Genomic DNA, 16,824 nt, shown 5'->3' with positions numbered 1-16,824 from the left:
AAATGGGCAAATGCAAACAACTCAGCCCTCCTCAAGTCGTCAGCTGCATTTAGAGGGTGCTTTTGCGGCGGCACTAGCCGTTGCCGATCCTAAAAAAATCGTTCCAGAGTATCTTGCCAAAATTTTTCCGGAGGGTAAGGCTCCGCAAGGTCGCTGTCTCGTCGTTGGTGCAGGTAAAGCAAGTGCTGCGATGGCAAGTGCTCTAGAGAACTATGCTAAAACCCATTGGCCAAATACATTAATCGATGGTTTGGTGGTCACTCGTTATGGCCATGCATCACCTACGCAACAAATTAAGATCGTTGAGGCCGGTCATCCGGTACCTGATCAGGCTGGAATGGATGGTGCTGCAGAAGTATTGCGCTTGGTCAGTACCTTACAAGCCGGGGATACTTTGATTGCGCTTGTTTCTGGTGGCGGTTCGAGTTTATTAACTTTGCCGCAGCCAGGAATTACGATCGACGACATGCGCAAGACCACCGAAGCTTTACTCAATAGCGGTGCGCCGATTGAGGAAATGAATATCGTCCGCAAACATTTATCGGCCATATTGGGTGGTAATTTGGCGCGCGCTGCTCTTTCGCGCGGCGCTCAAGTCGAGGCTTTACTTATTTCAGATGTCACTGGCGATCATCCAGCGGATATCGCGAGTGGACCATGTGCAGCTGATTACTCAAGTTATGGGGATGCATTACAGATTTTCGCGAAATACCATTTGGATGAGCGCAGCATTCCGAGTTCCGTATTAACCCACTTGCAAAAGGGATTGGCGGGTGAGATCCCAGAAACCTTAAAGCAATCGGACATTGATCAACATCGCTATCCCCTGCGCAACCATGTGATTGCAACGGCACATCGCAGTCTTGAGGCTGCTGCGCAATATTGCAAAGGACTTGGATACACTGCAATTATTTTGGGAGATACGATTACCGGTGAAGCCAAAGACGTTGGTCTTGTACACGCAGGGATTGCTCGTGAGTTAGCCCACCATGCTAGTTGGGGGAAGCTCCCCGTGGCGCTGATTTCTGGTGGCGAGTGCACAGTCACTTTACCTCCTGGAACTCAAGGGCGCGGCGGTCGCTGCTCAGAGTTTCTACTTTCCTTGTTTGCTGCAACCGCTGATCTAAAAACGCTATCCGCTATCGCTGCCGATACTGATGGCATTGATGGCAGTGAAAAAAATGCAGGTGCTTGGTTTACTCCTGAAGTGCGGTTGCATGCCCAAGAGAAAGACTTGCGCGCCAGTCGCTTTCAACAATTGCATGATTGTTACGGCTTCTTTGCTGAACTGAATGCTCTAGTTCATACAGGTCCAACCTTAACCAATGTGAATGATTTTCGGATGATTTTGATCGACTGACTATGAACAGAACCCTTACCATCACGCGCCCTGACGATTGGCATTTGCATGTTCGAGATGGTGCGGTCCTCAATGATGTTTTGGCGCATACCGCAGCTCAATTTGGGCGCGCAATCATCATGCCTAATCTGAAGCCACCGGTTACCACGGTTGATCTAGCCAAAGCCTATGAGGCTCGGATTCAGGCGGCGTTAAAGCGGCTAGGAATTACCCACTTCACTCCCATCATGACCTTATATCTCACAGACAATACGTCAGCGAACGAGGTCAAAAAAGCGAGCGAGAACGGTATTATTGGATTTAAGTTATATCCCGCAGGCGCGACAACGAATAGTGATGGCGGTGTCACGGATATTAAAAAGGCATACCCTGCTCTCGAAGCGATGCAGCGTTATTCAGTCCCCTTATTGATTCATGGTGAGGTCACTGAGCAGGCGATTGATATCTTTGATCGTGAAGCGGTATTTATTGACCGCATCTTGGACCCCATTCGCAAGCATTTCCCAGAACTCCGTATCGTGTTTGAGCACATTACGACTAAGCAAGCAGCCCACTATGTGCGTGATGCGAATACCGATGGCAAGAACACTTTGGCTGCAACGATTACGGCTCACCATTTACTCATGAACCGAAATAGTTTGTTTACCGGCGGTATTCGTCCCCACCACTATTGCTTGCCTGTTCTAAAGCGCGAGGAGCATCGAGTGGCATTAGTGGAAATGGCAACCAGCGGTAACCCACGCTTCTTCTTAGGAACGGATAGCGCTCCTCATCCAAAGGGTGAAAAGGAGAGTAGTTGTGGGTGTGCGGGATGCTATACCGCGCACAATGCGCTGGGTCTCTATGCAGAGGCTTTTGATAGTGTTGGAAAACTGGATCGACTCGAGGGGTTTGCAAGTCATTATGGTGCTGACTATTACGGCTTACCTCGACATACAGAAACAATTACTCTGATTAATCAACCGCAGACTGTACCATTTGAGTACTCTATGGGCGCCTCGATCCTGGTGCCTTTGCGTGCAGGTGAAACCATCGGCTGGTCTATCGCCCAATAATTGAGCAGTACAAATTCGTTTCCTCGTTTAGACTGTCATCGCAGAGTTAACCAGGCAATCGCTGCTTTCGTAAGAAAGGAGAGGAAAGTCCGGACTCCATAGGGCAGGGTGTTGGCTAACAGCCATCCACGGTGACGTGCGGAATAGGGCCACAGAGACGAGCGTATTGAGTTACGGTGAAACGCGGCAACCTCCACTCGGAGCAATCCCAAGTAAGCAAATGTTGACATGGCCCGTCGAGTTTGCGGGTAGGGAGCTTGAGCCTGTAGGTAACTGCAGGCCTAGAGGAATGATTGCCCCTTAATGCAAATTAGGGCGACAGAATCCGGCTTATCGGTTAACTCTGCACTACTTCAAAGCTATAGGTAATTTCTGCTGTTTTGCCAAGCATTGCAGTGGCTGAGCAATACTTGTCGTGAGATAGTGCAATCGCCCGTTCCACCTTACTAGGATCTAAGTTAGAGCCCTTCACCAAAAAATGCAGATTCATTTTGGTAAATACCTTAGGATCGGATTCTGCGCGCTCGGCTTTTACAGACACTTCACAGCCGCTCACGGCTTGACGGGAGCGTTGTAGGATTAAAACCACATCAAAGGCTGTACAACCCCCGGCGCCTGCCAGTAAGAGTTCCATGGGGCGAGGCGCTAAGTTATTTCCGCCAGCCTCGGGGGCACCATCCATATTGAGGATATGGCCTGTACCCGTCTGAGCCATAAACGCCATCCCAGCATCAGGCAACCAGTTTATTTTGCATTCCATCATATAAAAATCCTCAAATAATAATATTTCTATTTAAATCAATACGTTAAACCAAAAAATGGGCCTATAAGTCTTATATAAAAGATAGGGTAAACCCAAATTTTTTCTTGCAATGCACAAGATTTAGTCCTAAAATTTCTCCATTGATGTCAACCTTGATTTACTTAAAGCCGTTCTTTGTATATCAAGTTTGCATTCTACTGATGTCTCCTCCACCCAAACATTGGTGGATTTCAACCCGGGATTGATTCCCGGGTTTTTTTTGATATACAATTCAATGCTTTACTGAATTACCGATTCGGTCAGCGGTAATTTGTTGGACCAATTGAGGGATCTGATCTGCGAGCCTGCAAACATAAGCGGAGCCAAAGTGCGATTTCTGAGTTGGAGTGTGTTGACCAAACAATTTGAAAGTAATCATGAAAACCTTTTCCGCAAAACCGCATGAGGTAAAGCGCGAGTGGTTCGTGATTGACGCTACGGACAAAGTCCTCGGTCGTGTCGCCAGTGAAGTGGCACTCCGTCTACGCGGCAAGCACAAACCCGAATTTACCCCTCACGTTGATACTGGCGATTTCATTGTCGTTATCAATTCGTCCAAACTTCGTGTCACTGGAAGTAAGGGACTTAACAAGATTTATTACCGTCATAGTGGCTATCCTGGTGGTATTAGCTCGACCAACTTTGACAAGATGCAAGCTCGCTTTCCAGCGCGCGCTCTTGAGAAGGCCGTAAAAGGCATGCTGCCCAAAGGCCCCCTTGGCTATGCCATGATCAAGAAGCTCAAAGTCTATGGCGATGCTACGCATCCCCACACGGCTCAACAGCCTAAACCTTTAGAGATTTAAGGAAGCGATATGTACGGAAATTGGAACTACGGAACAGGACGTCGCAAGAGCTCAGTGGCTCGCGTCTTCATTAAATCAGGTAAGGGCGAGATTACCGTGAATGGCAAACCCATTGACGCTTATTTTGCTCGTGAAACTTCACGCATGATCGCTCGTCAGCCTTTAGCGCTGACTAGCAATCTGACCACGTTTGATATTCAAGTGAACGTTAGCGGTGGTGGTGAGACCGGTCAAGCTGGTGCTGTGCGTCATGGTGTAACCCGTGCGCTGATTGATTATGATGCGGCTCTCAAGCCAACTCTGTCAAAAGCTGGATTGGTCACTCGCGATGCTCGTGAGGTTGAGCGTAAGAAAGTTGGTTTACACGGCGCTCGACGTCGTAAGCAATTTAGTAAGCGTTAAGCGACACCGAAATGTCTGGAAGGGGCCGCTAATGCGGCCCTTTATTTTTATACAATTTGTCTATTGATCAGTAGCAATGGAGAAGAGCATGATTAAAGTCGGTATTGTGGGTGGCACGGGGTATACGGGCGTCGAATTGCTTCGCCTTTTGGCCCAACATCCTCAGGTCCAATTGCACTCGATCACCTCTCGATCTGAAGCCGGCATGGCGGTTGCAGAAATGTTTCCATCCTTACGCAATCGGGTGGATTTGAAATTTACTACTCCAGAAAATGCCAAGCTTACCGAGTGCGATGCTGTATTTTTTGCGACCCCTCACGGTGTGGCAATGGCACAGGCCAAAGAGCTACTCGCAGCGAATGTGAAGATATTGGATCTTGCTGCAGACTTTCGTCTTCAAGATATCAAGGTCTTTGAGCAATGGTATGGGATGCCACACGCTTGCCCGGATATCTTGAAGGAGGCTGTTTATGGTTTGCCTGAAATCAATCGAGAGAAAATCAAGCAGGCTCGGATCGTTGGTTTGGCAGGTTGCTATCCAACATCTGTGCAGTTAGGGCTTGCTCCATTGTTATCCCCACAGAATGGCTTCTCAAAGCCCCTTATTGATGCCCAACGAATCATTGCCGACTGTAAATCTGGCACTTCAGGCGCGGGCCGTAAAGCCGAAATTGCTACTTTGTTATCTGAGGCGAGCGATAACTTCAAAGCCTATGCCGTTAAGGGTCACCGTCATTTACCCGAGATTACGCAAGGCTTGAAGGCCATTGCGGGGCATGATCAGGTAGCCCTAACCTTTGTACCTCATCTAACCCCGATGATTCGGGGGATTCACTCAACTCTATACGTTCAATTAACACCGGATGGCAGATCGGTCGACTTTCAGGCGCTGTATGAAAGTTTTTATGCCAATGAGCCCTTCGTGGATGTCATGCCAGCGGGAAGCCACCCAGAAACCCGCTCAGTGCGGGGCAGTAATGGGATGAAGATTGCGGTTCATCGGCCTGGCGGTGGGGATACCCTCGTCATTTTGGTGGTTGAAGATAATTTGGTGAAAGGTGCCTCGGGCCAAGGTGTCCAGTGTCTAAATTTAATGTTTGGCTTTCCTGAATCCATGGGCCTAGAGCAGATCGCTCTAATGCCATGATTCACCCTGTGCAAATAGGGGAATTAGAGCCTACAATCAATCGTATAGATGCCAAAAGGAGTAATCATGACCGCTACGAATACCGCTGTTGATCAAGTCTCAGCCATGGCTGAGCCACCAGTCCCATTGATTTTTACGGATAGTGCAGCCGCTAAGGTTGCTGACTTAATTGCCGAAGAGGGAAATCCTGAGCTAAAACTTCGTGTCTTTGTTCAAGGCGGTGGATGTTCTGGATTTCAGTATGGATTTACTTTTGATGACGCCGTTAACGAGGATGACACCAGTTTTGAAAAAAACGGCGTGACCTTGTTGGTCGATTCAATGAGTTTTCAGTATCTTGTGGGCGCGGAGATTGACTATAAAGAAGATATCAACGGTTCACAGTTTGTGATCAAAAATCCGAATGCAACCACCACCTGTGGTTGTGGCTCATCTTTTTCAGCCTAATTCATTTCAGGCAGGGTAGAGCGCCCCAAGGATTCGTGAACCTTTTGCTCCAGTAACGGCCGGCACATTTGCTGGCCGTTTTTGCATGAAGGCCCAGGCCAACCAAGCAAACGCCAGACTTTCCACTAGCTGGGGATCAATTCCAAATCGCGCTGATGAGGCAATCGTTAGATTCGGCAGCTGATGACGAGCCTGAATTTTAAGAAGCTCAAGTAGAGCAATATTCTTAACTCCGCCTCCACACACAATCAGAGTCTGAGTATTGCTCGCAAACGAGCGTAATGCATTAAGGATGCTGTCAATCGTGAGTTGCAAGAGGGTAGCTTGAACATCTTCAGGGGCAAGCGAGAGCCCTGTCATCAAATGATTTAGCCAGTGCAAATTAAAGTGATCCCGCCCCGTACTCTTGGGAGGAAGCTTTGCAAAGTAAGGGTCTTGTAGCATTCGCGCTACGAGTTCTGAATTGGGCATGCCTGAACTTGCCCACCGTCCGTCATCGTCAAACGCTTTTCCAAGGTGGTGATGTACCCAGGCATCGAGTAACAAATTACCTGGCCCACAATCAAAACCAGTCACTTCGCCAGATGCTGGAAGAATCGTTAAATTAGCAATCCCACCTATGTTCAAAATGGCACGATTTTCAAGGGGATCATAAAACTGCTCATAATGAAAGGCAGGTACCAGAGGCGCGCCTTGGCCACCGGCGGCCATATCGCGCGCACGAAAATTAGCAACGACGTTGATACCAGTGAGCTCAGCTAATAAGGCTGAATTTAGGCTCTGATGGGTATAGCTTTTGAGATGATCGGATGCGGGTTGATGACGTAGTGTTTGTCCATGGGCACCAATTGCACTTATTGCGCTTGGCTGAATATTCTGAATCCGCAATAGTTCTTGGCATACCTGTGCGTAGGCATTGGCAAGCGCATTGGCCGCAAGGTGCTCGCGGTGAAGCTCATGATTGGTAGCAAATTGCAATTCAGTAAGCTCCGACCTCAGCTGCGCATCAAACCCGACACTATGCGACTGAATCAGCCGGGCTTTGCCCGTAGCGTCGATTTCGGCTAAGACTGCATCAATACCATCGAGGCTGGTTCCCGACATGAGCCCAATCCATAGAGAGCTCGAGGCGTTTGCTTGATTAGAATTCAAGGGTGTGGCGAACTTTCTTGAGAATGCGACAATATCACGTTAACGATATTAAAACCTTAATTTAACTGAAAAAAATAGGCATGAGCACAAAACCCTATCCAGTGACCCCGCGCGTACTTGAGGCTATGGAAGTTACCAAGCGTGGCTGTGAGGAGTTATTGGTCGAGGCAGATTGGCTTCAAAAATTAGCGCGCAGCGAAGCAACCCACAAACCCTTGCGAATTAAACTGGGTTTGGATCCAACTGCGCCAGATATTCATTTGGGGCATACCGTTGTTCTAAACAAGCTACGTCAGCTACAAGATCTGGGTCATACCGTCATTTTCTTGATTGGCGACTTTACCAGCATGATTGGTGATCCATCGGGTCGCAATAGTACTCGTCCACCATTAACTCCGGAAGAGATTGCAGTCAATGCAAAAACGTATTATCAGCAAGCCAGCATTATCTTAGACCCTAGTAAAACGGAAGTGCGTTACAACAGTGAGTGGTGTGATGCCTTGGGTGCGCGCGGCATGATTACGTTGGCGGCTAAATACACAGTGGCTCGGATGCTGGAGCGCGATGACTTTACCAAGCGCTATCGGGGCGGTGTACCGATTTCGGTGCATGAGTTTCTGTATCCCTTGATGCAGGGTTATGACTCGGTGGCTTTACAAAGTGATTTAGAGCTCGGGGGCACCGATCAAAAATTTAATCTTCTCGTCGGTCGTGAACTACAAAAAGAGTATGACCAAGAGCCGCAATGCATCTTGACGATGCCTCTTTTGGTGGGTCTTGATGGGGTTGAGAAGATGAGTAAGTCCAAGGGCAATTACATCGGTATTAACGAGCCTGCCAATGAAATGTTTGGAAAGGTGATGAGTATTTCGGATGAGCTCATGTGGAGCTACTTCACATTATTGTCATTTAGACCGATGGCCGAAATCGATCTGATGAAGCAAGAGGTCGCTGCGGGCCAAAATCCGCGGGATTGCAAAGTGTTATTGGGTCAAGAGATTGTGGCTCGTTTTCATTCGCAGGCCGCTGCAGAGAAAGCGCTGGAAGACTTTAATCATCGTGCCAAAGGTGGAATACCCGACGATATTCCTGCGCTTGAGTTAACCGGGGCTCCACTGGGCATTGCTGCTCTTTTGAAAGCCGCCAATTTGGTGCCATCGACCTCGGAGGCCAATCGCAATATTGACCAACATGGTGTACGTATTGATGGAACAGTCGTGAGCGACAAGACCCTGAAATTAGAGCCAGGCACTTATGTGATTCAGGTTGGTAAGCGCCGTTTTGCCAAAGTGACGCTCTTAAGATAACGTTATCTAATCGAGTAAATCAAGATTTGCAGAGCTACTTGGCGCCTTGAGGCCAAAATGTTCATAACACTGACGGGTGGCAATACGACCACGCGAGGTGCGTTGTAAATATCCTTGCTGAATCAGAAACGGTTCCAACACGTCTTCGATGGTGTCGCGTTCTTCGCCAATGGCTGCAGCTAAATTATCAATACCGACTGGACCGCCATTAAATTTATGCAAGATTGCTTCGAGAAGCTTGCGATCCATGACATCAAAGCCCATTGGATCAACATCTAGCATGGCTAGGGCAGCGTCAGCCATTGACTTTGTTATTACTCCGCTGCCCTTTACCTCTGCATAGTCTCGAACCCTACGAAGTAAGCGGTTCGCAATTCGAGGCGTGCCGCGGGCGCGACGCGCGATCTCGCTTGCGCCCTGGGGATCAATTTGTGCATTGAGTAAAGTAGCCGATCGTTCAATGATCTTTGTGAGTTCGTCCGAAGAATAAAACTCAAGTCTTGTCACAATCCCAAAACGATCGCGCAAGGGATTGGTCAACATGCCAGCGCGCGTCGTTGCCCCAATCAAAGTAAAGGGCTTGAGATCTAACTTTACGCTGCGGGCTGCAGGACCTTCACCAATCATGATATCGAGCGAATAATCCTCAAGAGCAGGATAAAGAATCTCTTCAACGACTGGTGAGAGCCGATGAATCTCGTCAATAAATAGGACATCGTTTTCTTCGAGGTTGGTGAGAAGTGCGGCAAGATCGCCAGGGCGATCCAATACCGGACCACTAGTTTGTCGAAGATTAACCCCAAGCTCTCGGGCAATGATGTGCGCTAGGGTAGTTTTGCCTAAACCGGGCGGGCCGAATAACAAAACATGATCCAAGGCTTCTTTGCGTTTACGGGTCGCATTGATGAAGATTTCTAGCTGGGAGCGTGCTTTGCTTTGACCAACGTATTCATCGAGTTGCTTTGGCCGAAGGGCCCGCTCAAATACGGCTTCGGCTTGCCCAGCCCCGGGGCTGACAATCCGCTCATCACCATCATCGGCATCTAAGTTATCAGTATGAATTGCCACGACTTAACCTTTTGAAAGGGCTTTGAGAGCGATCTTAATCCCATCGGAGACGCTCGTATCAGCAGGGATTTGACGAACTGCCAGATGCGCTTCTTTATCCGAGTATCCCAAAGAAACCAAGGCTTGAATCACCTCGGAGGTGGTATCGGGCTTACCGGATGCGTTCTGGGAAATTCCTAAATCAGGGGCTAACTTGCCCTTGAGTTCTAACAAAAGACGTTCAGCCGTCTTTTTGCCAATACCAGGAACCCGAACAAGGGCGCCTGGGTCTTGGCTTGCAATTGCTTGAATTAATTCACTCACACTCATGCCCGATAGCACCGCTAGAGCAGTGCGTGCCCCAACTCCGCTGATCTTAATGAGTGATCGAAAGGCATTGCGTTCAGCTTCGGTGGCAAAACCAAATAATTGTTGTTGATCCTCGCGCACATGAAAATGCGTGAGAAGGGTAATCACTTGACCAACAGCTGGTAGTTGATAGAGGGTGCTCATCGGAACGTCGACCTCGTAACCGACCCCATGGCAATCAATCAGCAATTTAGGAGCTGAAATCGTAATAAGCGTGCCATGAATGCGTCCAATCATGACTCTATCTTAACGCTTTGCTTTAGTCATTTGAACTTGATGATGGTGAGCCGCACAAATGGCGACCCCAAGTGCATCGGCTGCATCAGGCGATGGACTTTTTTTGAGCTTGAGTAAGCGCTTTACCATTTCTTGCATTTGTGTTTTGTTAGCCCGACCGGTACCGACGATTGCCTGCTTGACGCTGCGCGCACTGTAATCAGAGACTGAAAGACCGGTCGATACAAGGGCGGCAATCACAGCGCCTCGTGCTTGACCCAGCATTAGCGTGGAGCGTGGATTGACATTTAAAAAGATTTCTTCAATGGCAGCCGCATCGGGCTGATAGGAAAGTAGCACCTCTTGGACACCCTGATACAGTGTTCCGAGACGATGAGGCAAACCTAAGGTAACTTCGCCACTCTCAATCGTCCCCGAACTAATGTAGCGTAATTGTTGACCTTCAAGCTCAATCACTCCAAAGCCAGTGGTTCGTAAGCCAGGATCGATACCTAACCAGCGCATGATTAGTGTCTAAAGTGCCGTGTACTTGTGAACACCATCGCAATACCATGCTCATTAGCCGCCTCAATCACTTCGGGATCTCGCATACTGCCCCCGGGTTGAATGACGCTAGTCGCACCGGCAGCTACAACTACATCCAGTCCATCACGAAACGGGAAGAAGGCGTCGCTTGCGACCGCAGAACCTTTCAAACTTAGGCCAGCATGCTCAGCTTTAATGCTTGCGATTCGGGCGGAGTCAATCCGACTCATTTGCCCAGCACCAATCCCCAAGGTCATACCATTGGCGCAATACACAATTGCATTCGACTTCACAAATTTGGCAACTCGCCAGGCAAACATCAGGTCTGCTAATTCGGTGGGGGTCGGCTGACGCTTAGTCACCACCTGCAACTCTTGGGGAAGTACATTTTTTGAATCACTCGATTGCACTAAGAGACCGCCCCCAACGCGTTTGAAGTCAAATTGATTAAGAGGATTATCCCCTTCCTTGGGAAGCGGAATTTCAAGTAGGCGTACATTTTGTTTGGAAGCAAAGATCGCCTTAGCAGACTCGGTAAAGGAGGGGGCGATGAGTACTTCAACAAATTGCTTTGCAATTGCTTGAGCACAGGCTTCATCACAGGGACGATTGAGTGCAATGATTCCGCCAAAAGCAGAGGTTGGATCGGTTTGCAATGCTTTTAGATAGGCTTTTTCTGCGGTATCCGCTATCGCCACGCCGCAAGGGTTGGCATGTTTAATAATGACACACGCCGCTTGATCGCGACTAATCGATTTGACGCATTCCCAGGCGGCATCGGAGTCGGCAATATTGTTAAAGGATAGCTCTTTGCCTTGAAGCTGTTGGTAATGAGCGAGGCTACCAAGGGGTGACATGAGGTCTTTGTAGAATGCAGCCGATTGGTGAGGGTTCTCGCCATAGCGCATTTCTTGAACGCGCTCAAATGCCAAATGCAAGGTCTCTGGATAGGGATGACGCTTCTGATGATCTTGCATATCGTCTAAAGAACTTAAGTAGTTCGCAATTGCTCCATCGTATTGAGCGGTATGGGCAAACACTTTTTTAGCAAGCGCCAAGTTGGTTGCAAACGAAACTGTATTCTGATTGCGACGCATCTCATCCAAAACCCGCTCGTAATCGGCTGGGGAGATGAGTACGGTGACATCTTGATGATTCTTTGCAGCAGCTCGTAACATGGCTGGTCCGCCAATATCAATATTTTCAACCGCCTCCTCAAAGCTGCAGTTCTCTTGACTAACCGTTTGCGTAAAGGGGTAGAGATTAATCACCAATAGATCAATGGGCTCAATCCCATGCTCGGCAATGGCGGCCATATGTTCTTTAGAGTCGCGTCGGGCCAATAAGCCACCATGAACCTTTGGGTGCAAGGTTTTGACCCGACCATCTAACATTTCAGGGAACTCGGTCAGGCTTGCTACTTCGGTAACCGGTAAGCCTTCTTGGGCCAACAGTTTGGCAGTGCCGCCAGTTGAGATCAGTTTTACGCCTAGGCCATGCAGTGCTTGGGCAAACTGAACAATGCCGCTTTTATCGGATACGGAGAGGAGGGCTGTACGAATCATGATTAGATTAAGCGATGCTCTAAAAGTTTTTTGCGTAAGGTGTTGCGGTTAATCCCTAAATACGATGCTGCTAAGGATTGGTTTTGTTTGGCATGCGCCATGACCAGCTCTAACATCGGCTTTTCAACCACACTCAAAACCATTTGATAAATATCATTGGGCGGGGTGCCTTTTAGGTCATCGAGGTAGCGCTGCAGATTGATCTCAATGCACTCCGTAACGGGATGTTTATTGCTTTTCATGATAGGTTAATTAGGCTGCTTCTAAAAATAAAAGATGGTCCGAGTGAAGCTTCATCTCATCAAAATAATCATTGACGAGTTGGAGTTGGGTTTTGCAATCCTCGGCACTATTCATTTGGTGACGAAACGCATGCGAGTTGCGTAAGCCCTTGCAATACCAAGCGATATGCTTGCGTGCGGTTCGCAGACCCGTGTACTCACCATAGAATGCGTAGTGATCGAGTAAATGCTCATTGAGGATCGCCTGAATTTCATGAACCTGTGGAGCAGGTAAAAGTTCACCTGTTTTTAGATAGTGATCAATTTCCCGAAAAATCCACGGTCTACCTTGTGCTGCTCGTCCAATCATGAGCGCATCGGCCCCAGTAATGCACAGAACCTGCTTGGCTTTCTCGGGGCTGTTGATATCGCCATTGGCAACCACCGGAATGCCGACACGGCTCTTCACAGCCGCAATCGTTTCATATTCAGCGTCGCCATGATACAAATCCGCTCTGGTACGCCCATGAATTGTGAGCATCGAAATTCCAGCGTCCTGCGCAATTTTTGCAATCTCTTGCGCATTCTTATGATCACGATCCCAGCCAGTTCTAATTTTGAGTGTTACTGGCACAGCGTCAGGCCCAGTCCCAACGGCTTGAACCACCGACTCCACAATTTGCTGCACTAAAGGTTGATCTTTTAGGAGGGCAGAACCTGCGGCGACATTGCATACTTTTTTAGCTGGGCAACCCATATTGATATCGATGATTTGAGCACCCCGATCGACATTTAGCCTTGCGGCTTGCGCCATCATATTGGGGTCAGCGCCTGCAATTTGGACTGCAATGGGTTTGAACTCGCCAACATGGTTAGCGCGCCTTAAGGTTTTTTCACTATTCCACAGCATGGCATTGGAGGCGATCATTTCCGAGACCGCATAACCCGCCCCTAATTTTTTACATAATTGCCGAAAAGGGCGATCGGTGACACCAGCCATGGGCGCAACAAATAGAGCATTGGCTAGTGAGTAAGGACCGATTTGCATACCGAGGGAAATGGATCTGGACTGGAGGCACCACTGTACCACACCCGCTACTCAACTGCTTAATTTTTAGGCAATCTAGCGCCGGCCAAACATCATTTGCTTAGCGAGAGTGACTTTTACAGGCGGTAGCCAGGCGAGTGCGCTGAGCGCAAGACCACGCGAGACCTGAATAGGCAATAAGGGCGAGGTGAACACGCGTGCTAAGAAGTCGGTAATACCAATCGTTGCGCGCCGATCAATTTGACGGCTTTTTGCATAGTCAAGCAGTTGTGCGTTCACGGCGTCAGGCGTTAGCGCGTGTGTTTGCTTAAAGAGATCAGCGAGTTTCTCGGCGAGTAAGTAAGCGTCTCGTAAGCCAAGATTCAGGCCTTGGCCAGCCACCGGATGCAAGGTCTGTGCGGCATTACCAATCCACACTTCATGACCCACGCAAATGTCTTTGCGATAGTTGAGGCCCAGATCGTAGAGACGGCGATTGGTGATATTGGTAAATCGGCCCAGACGCTGACCAAAGCTGTGCTCTAGTTCCTTGAGAAACTCATCATCACTGAGAGCCAGTCGGCGTTGACTGGACTCTGGGGAGGCGCACCAGACCAGATTATGCGTATTAGGTCCTAAATGCGAGGGTAGCAGTGCAAGCGGGCCTTCATTGGTAAAACGCTCCCACGCTTGATGGGCAATTGGATGCTCAACATCCACGGTGCCCACAAGGGCGGCTTGACGGTAATCGCGGCCAGACTCGACCCAATCCTGTTGCTTAAACAGCCCACCCTCGGCATGTACGATGCAGGCAGCTGGTGGTGTATTGAAGCTTTCATCCGCATTGTGATGCCACACAAAATTTGGTGAATGGGTCCCCAGGGCTCGCAGTGCCTTTCTAAGGGTCAGATGAATATCACGATAGCGACTAATATGACCTAAGGCATCTTGCCCCAGTTCTTCGCGCGTCATTAGAGCCCGACCAAAGCGACCGACCTGAGAGACATGAATTCGATGAATCCCGGGGCAATTGGATGGCCAAGCATTGATCGTATCCAGTAACAATTTACTGCCATGCGATAGAGCAATACCGCGTTGATCACCCGACTGAATTTGCTGATCATCAGCTGGGTTGCGATCAATCAAGGTCAAACTAATGTGTGGATTTTTTTGTAAAAGCCAAGCTGCGCAAGCAAGACCCACAGGACCCCCGCCTTGAATAACAACCGTATGGGATGGGTTCATACGCTCATCCATTAAGAACGGATGATGGACTCAATTTCAACTGGATCAACCGGTACCCCGCGGGAGATTAAATCGCAACCATTGGCGGTCACTAGAGCATCATCCTCAATCCGAATTCCAATATTCCAATAGGCCTTCGGAATATCCTCTGCAGGACGAATATAAAGACCAGGCTCGATGGTCAGTACCATATTTTCTGAAAGTGTGCGCCAGGGTCTTTCGGTATCAGCTTGAGCAACAGTATTGAGTTCTCGATAGGATCCCACGTCATGGACATCCATGCCCAGCCAATGGCTAGTGCGGTGCATATAAAAGCGCTTATAGGCTCCCGTCTCAATGGCATTGTCGAGAGAGCCAACTTCGCTAATCCGAATTAATTTTTCATCGATCAAACCTTGGGTCAGAACTTTTACTGCAGCTTGGTGTGGATCGATAAACGAATGGCCCGGGCGTGTCGCATCAACCGCCGCTTGTTGGGCGGCAAGTGTAATGTCATAGAGTGCGCGCTGAGCACTACTAAATCGTCCATTAATTGGAAAGGTTCGGGTGATATCGGAGGCATAGCCATGAAGCTCACACCCAGCATCAATTAGACATAGATCACCATCCAAGAGTTCGGCCGATCCTGCGCGGTGATGCAACACGCAGGCATTCGCACCAGCGGCCACTATGCTGTTATAGGCAACACTCTCGGCCCCGTGATAACGAAATTCATAGAGTAACTCAGCCTCTAATTGATACTCACGCTTTCCGGGCTTGCAAGAGCGCATGGCGCGAATGTGAGCCTGGGCAGAGATGGCTGCGGCTTGCCGCATGATGGCGATTTCCTCAGGATCCTTAAACAAACGCATTTCATGCAAAATGACTTCAATGTCATGAAATACCTCAGGGGCATTGACGCCCATGCGAGCCCGTTGGCGTACCGTGTTCATCCATCCGCGCAAAGACGTATCCTCTTGTGAGGCTGTAGCAAGTTTGACGTATACCGCGTCTTGATCCGCTAAGAAATCCGGCAGTTTTTGGTCTAACTCTGAATTTGGGTATGCAGCGTTTATTCGTAAATGGGCGGGCGCTTCTTGGGGGCCTAAGCGGTATCCATCCCATATCTCGCGTTCGAGATCTTTGGGTCGACAGAAGAGGTGGGTCTCATAGCTTGATTTTGTAACTAGCATCACCAAGGTAGCCGCAGGCTCTTCAAAACCGGTGAGGTAAAAGAAATCGCTGTCATGCCGATAGGGAAAGTCGCTATCTCGATTGCGTGCTTTTTCAGGGGCCGTTCCTAGAATGACTACCCCACCACCTGTTTTAGCCTGAATGATCGATGCCAAGCGATCACGGCGCTGTTGGCAGGCATGCATGAGCGGATTGTGCGAGTGAGGATGATTCATCTTGATGGTTTTAGGATCGATTCAGTTCAGCTAAGCGTTCGGGACTACCTACATCCTGCCACGAACCTAAATATTTTTCACCGGAGATTTGATTATGGAGCATTGCCCTGCGTAAGATGGGGGCTAATTTAGCACTTTCTCCCCGATTTAAGCCGTCAAATAGGCTCCGATGGTAGATGCCAATCCCTGAAAAAGTCAGTTTTGGACAGTTAGCATTCGAACACTCTTCTCCACGGACGATAGCGCCATCAAGATAAAAGTCGCCTGTGGGGTGATGGGGTGGATTGGGAACCAAAATAAGATGAGCTAAGAACTGCGCTTGATTGCGGAGTTGTTCAGTACGTTGGATCAATTCTTGAATCGGAAAATTGGGACTATAAACATCGCCATTAATTACTAAAAAGAAATCAGTCGGGTTGAGAATGGGTAATGCTTGGCAGATTCCCCCGGCCGTCTCTAAGGCAGTTACCTCCGGAGAGTACTGAATGGATAATCCATATTCATTGCCATTCCCTAAGGCTGTCTCGATCTGTTTACCAAGCCAGGCATGGTTGATCACCACATGTTGAATCCCAGCCCGCTGTAGCGATTCCAGATGCCAGCTTAACAAAGACTTGCCTTTAACCTTTAAAAGCGGTTTCGGGGTATGGTCGCTTAATGGGCGCATGCGCTCCCCACGACCGGCGGCCAATAAAAGACAAGGTGGATATTGTGGAGTCATC

At 48.9% G+C, this 16,824-nt stretch carries 18 protein-coding genes and 1 other RNA gene; 8 read left to right on the top strand and 11 right to left on the bottom strand.

The window, feature by feature from the left end:
- Positions 1-10: 10 nt before the first annotated feature.
- The 3 genes from AOC32_RS08865 (at position 11) to rnpB (ending at position 2,764) form a co-directional block, all read left to right on the top strand.
- On the top strand, positions 11-1,360 hold the full coding sequence (locus AOC32_RS08865; RefSeq protein ID WP_108509105.1) for a glycerate kinase type-2 family protein: 1,350 nt from the start codon (positions 11-13) through the stop codon (positions 1,358-1,360).
- Between the two features lie 2 nt (positions 1,361-1,362).
- Positions 1,363-2,415: a dihydroorotase gene (gene pyrC, locus AOC32_RS08860; RefSeq protein ID WP_108509104.1), complete on the top strand. Its 1,053-nt coding sequence runs from the start codon at positions 1,363-1,365 to the stop codon at positions 2,413-2,415.
- A 42-nt stretch (positions 2,416-2,457) separates the two neighbouring features.
- An RNA gene (gene rnpB, locus AOC32_RS08855) (RNase P RNA component class A) lies at positions 2,458-2,764 on the top strand.
- Here the strand turns inward: rnpB and AOC32_RS08850 are convergent.
- A complete protein-coding gene (locus AOC32_RS08850) occupies positions 2,753-3,175 on the bottom strand; it encodes an OsmC family protein (protein ID WP_108509413.1) in 423 nt (140 codons plus the stop codon). The genes rnpB and AOC32_RS08850 overlap by 12 nt on opposite strands.
- 419 nt (positions 3,176-3,594) lie before the next feature.
- On the opposite strand from AOC32_RS08850, the gene rplM reads away from it, so the two are divergent.
- From rplM to erpA, 4 genes are all read left to right on the top strand, one after another.
- Positions 3,595-4,023: a 50S ribosomal protein L13 gene (gene rplM, locus AOC32_RS08845; RefSeq protein ID WP_108509103.1), complete on the top strand. Its 429-nt coding sequence runs from the start codon at positions 3,595-3,597 to the stop codon at positions 4,021-4,023.
- 9 nt (positions 4,024-4,032) lie between these two features.
- Positions 4,033-4,425, top strand: coding sequence for a 30S ribosomal protein S9 (gene rpsI / locus AOC32_RS08840; RefSeq protein WP_108509102.1), 393 nt, complete (start codon positions 4,033-4,035; stop codon positions 4,423-4,425).
- Positions 4,426-4,513: 88 nt separating this feature from the next.
- Positions 4,514-5,572 carry an N-acetyl-gamma-glutamyl-phosphate reductase gene (gene argC, locus AOC32_RS08835; protein ID WP_108509412.1) on the top strand — a complete coding sequence of 353 codons (1,059 nt, stop codon included), beginning with the start codon at positions 4,514-4,516 and terminating at the stop codon, positions 5,570-5,572.
- A 66-nt stretch (positions 5,573-5,638) separates the two neighbouring features.
- Entirely contained in the window at positions 5,639-6,019 is a 381-nt protein-coding gene (gene erpA / locus AOC32_RS08830; RefSeq protein ID WP_199908504.1) for an iron-sulfur cluster insertion protein ErpA, read from the top strand.
- 6 nt (positions 6,020-6,025) lie between these two features.
- Here erpA and AOC32_RS08825 read toward each other — a convergent pair whose 3' ends face one another.
- Entirely contained in the window at positions 6,026-7,171 is a 1,146-nt protein-coding gene (locus AOC32_RS08825) for an anhydro-N-acetylmuramic acid kinase (RefSeq protein WP_267895629.1), read from the bottom strand.
- 80 nt (positions 7,172-7,251) lie between these two features.
- Between AOC32_RS08825 and tyrS the strand changes: the two genes are divergently transcribed.
- Positions 7,252-8,478 carry a tyrosine--tRNA ligase gene (gene tyrS, locus AOC32_RS08820; RefSeq protein WP_108509100.1) on the top strand — a complete coding sequence of 409 codons (1,227 nt, stop codon included), beginning with the start codon at positions 7,252-7,254 and terminating at the stop codon, positions 8,476-8,478.
- A 6-nt stretch (positions 8,479-8,484) separates the two neighbouring features.
- Here the strand turns inward: tyrS and ruvB are convergent, their stop codons facing one another.
- From ruvB to murU, 9 genes are all read right to left on the bottom strand, one after another.
- A complete protein-coding gene (gene ruvB, locus AOC32_RS08815; RefSeq protein WP_108509099.1) occupies positions 8,485-9,546 on the bottom strand; it encodes a Holliday junction branch migration DNA helicase RuvB in 1,062 nt (353 codons plus the stop codon).
- A gap of 3 nt (positions 9,547-9,549) precedes the next feature.
- A complete protein-coding gene (gene ruvA, locus AOC32_RS08810) occupies positions 9,550-10,131 on the bottom strand; it encodes a Holliday junction branch migration protein RuvA (RefSeq protein ID WP_108509098.1) in 582 nt (193 codons plus the stop codon).
- A 9-nt stretch (positions 10,132-10,140) separates the two neighbouring features.
- Positions 10,141-10,635: a crossover junction endodeoxyribonuclease RuvC gene (gene ruvC / locus AOC32_RS08805; protein ID WP_108509097.1), complete on the bottom strand. Its 495-nt coding sequence runs from the start codon at positions 10,633-10,635 to the stop codon at positions 10,141-10,143.
- A 2-nt stretch (positions 10,636-10,637) separates the two neighbouring features.
- On the bottom strand, positions 10,638-12,221 hold the full coding sequence (purH, locus tag AOC32_RS08800) for a bifunctional phosphoribosylaminoimidazolecarboxamide formyltransferase/IMP cyclohydrolase (RefSeq protein ID WP_108509096.1): 1,584 nt from the start codon (positions 12,219-12,221) through the stop codon (positions 10,638-10,640).
- Between the two features lie 2 nt (positions 12,222-12,223).
- A complete protein-coding gene (locus AOC32_RS08795; protein ID WP_108509095.1) occupies positions 12,224-12,463 on the bottom strand; it encodes a helix-turn-helix domain-containing protein in 240 nt (79 codons plus the stop codon).
- Between the two features lie 10 nt (positions 12,464-12,473).
- Positions 12,474-13,490, bottom strand: coding sequence for a tRNA dihydrouridine synthase DusB (gene dusB / locus AOC32_RS08790; RefSeq protein ID WP_108509094.1), 1,017 nt, complete (start codon positions 13,488-13,490; stop codon positions 12,474-12,476).
- A 75-nt stretch (positions 13,491-13,565) separates the two neighbouring features.
- Complete coding sequence (locus AOC32_RS08785) at positions 13,566-14,714, bottom strand: FAD-dependent monooxygenase (RefSeq protein ID WP_108509410.1); 1,149 nt, start codon at positions 14,712-14,714, stop codon at positions 13,566-13,568.
- 11 nt (positions 14,715-14,725) lie between these two features.
- On the bottom strand, positions 14,726-16,102 hold the full coding sequence (locus AOC32_RS08780) for an aminopeptidase P N-terminal domain-containing protein (RefSeq protein WP_108509093.1): 1,377 nt from the start codon (positions 16,100-16,102) through the stop codon (positions 14,726-14,728).
- Between the two features lie 10 nt (positions 16,103-16,112).
- Complete coding sequence (gene murU / locus AOC32_RS08775) at positions 16,113-16,823, bottom strand: N-acetylmuramate alpha-1-phosphate uridylyltransferase MurU (protein ID WP_108509092.1); 711 nt, start codon at positions 16,821-16,823, stop codon at positions 16,113-16,115.
- Position 16,824: the final 1 nt, after the last annotated feature.

It is taken from the genome of Polynucleobacter acidiphobus, assembly GCF_003065385.1.
GTDB lineage: Bacteria > Pseudomonadota > Gammaproteobacteria > Burkholderiales > Burkholderiaceae > Polynucleobacter > Polynucleobacter acidiphobus.
This window is presented reverse-complemented; position numbering and strand designations above follow the sequence as displayed.